1 protein-coding gene is annotated in these 1,431 nt (G+C 60.3%); it reads right to left on the reverse strand.

The genetic code is table 11. The features are described from left to right. Positions 1–47: 47 nt before the first annotated feature. Positions 48–1,313, reverse strand: coding sequence for an IS256 family transposase (locus AB3X86_RS38140; protein ID WP_368599887.1), 1,266 nt, complete (start codon positions 1,311–1,313; stop codon positions 48–50). Between the last annotated feature and the right edge of the window lie 118 nt (positions 1,314–1,431).

Raw genomic sequence — 1,431 nt, forward strand, 5'->3', positions numbered from 1 at the left:
GAGCTAACGTCAAGAGTGGTGTATGGGCAGCACCGTGACTGTCGATATCAAGCGGCGAGTTTCTGCTGAACCGGCCGATCGTCCTGCACCGGTTCGCCGTCCTTGAAGGCAATGCCCTCGAGCAACAGCTTGATCTTTTCCGGGCCGTTGATACGGCGCCAAGTTTTCTCAGCTTCCTCAATCAGCTTGAATGCCAGGCCGAGGAAGGTCGGCCGCGACACGCAGTTACGCGTGCGTGTCGTACGGTGACGCACCGTCGCGAACGTCGATTCAATCGCGTTGGTCGTGCGCAGGTGCTGCCAATGTTCGGCGGGGAACTCGTAGAAGGCCAGCAAGCTGTCTCGGTCCTTCTTCAACGTCTCGGTCGCCTTCGGATATTTCGCCGCATAGATCGATAGGAAACGATCGAACGCAGCGTACGCGTCGGTGCGGGTCGCGGCCATCCAGATCGATTGCATGTCGGCCTTCGCACGCGCTTGTTGCGATTTGGGCAGCGCGTTCAGTACGTTGCCCATCTTGTGAAACCAACAGCGCTGACCACGCGTGGCCGGAAATACCTCTTCCAGCGCCGCCCAGAAGCCCATAGCGCCGTCGCCTACCGCCAGTCGCGGGCCAGCCTGCAGGCCACGCTTTTTCAGGTCAAGCAACAGCTCCAGCCACGATGCTTTCGTCTCCCGATATCCGTCGCCGATCGCCACGCGCTCTTTGCTTCCGTCCGGCTTCACGCCGATGATCACGAGCAAGCATTGGCCGTCGGAGTTCTCGCTGCGCAGCCCCGTGTGAATGCCGTCGACCCACCAGTAGACGTGGTGCGACTCCGACAGATTACGCCGGCTCCAGGCCACGTGCTCGTCGGCCCATTGCGCCTTCAGCCGGCTCACCACGTTGGCCGACAAGCCCTTGGCGTCATCGCCAAGCAACACGCTCAGGGCTTCGCCCATGTCGCCAGTCGAGATGCCCTTCAGATACAGCCACGGCAGCGCTGCGCTTACACGTGGCGACTTCCTTACGTACGGCGGCACAATCGTTGAATTGAACTTCACGCCCGATCCGGATCGATCGCGTACCTTTGGCACCTTCACCGCAATCGGGCCGGCGGCCGTCAACACCTCGCGTTCTGGCAAGTAGCCGTTGCGTACTACGGCGCGTTGCCCGTGCAATGTCTTGACGTTCGCGAAGCGCTCCATCAACTCAGCCAACTCCGCTTCAATCGCTTGTTGAATCACCTGCCGCGCTCCTTGGCGGACCAATTCGTCCAGCCCGAGGCCGGCGCCCGATAGACCGACGACTGCTTTTTCCGTATCCTTGCTCATGGTGGATGGTTTGTTGTTTGCTGGTTTCCGACTTCGACAATCAGATTCTCAGCTGAAACCTCCACCGCCTTCAATTCCCCGCCCCAGATCCCCCGTACACCACTTCCGACTTTAGCTC

Source organism: Paraburkholderia sp. BR14374 (assembly GCF_040948685.1).
In the GTDB taxonomy this organism is placed as follows: Bacteria; Pseudomonadota; Gammaproteobacteria; order Burkholderiales; family Burkholderiaceae; genus Paraburkholderia; species Paraburkholderia youngii.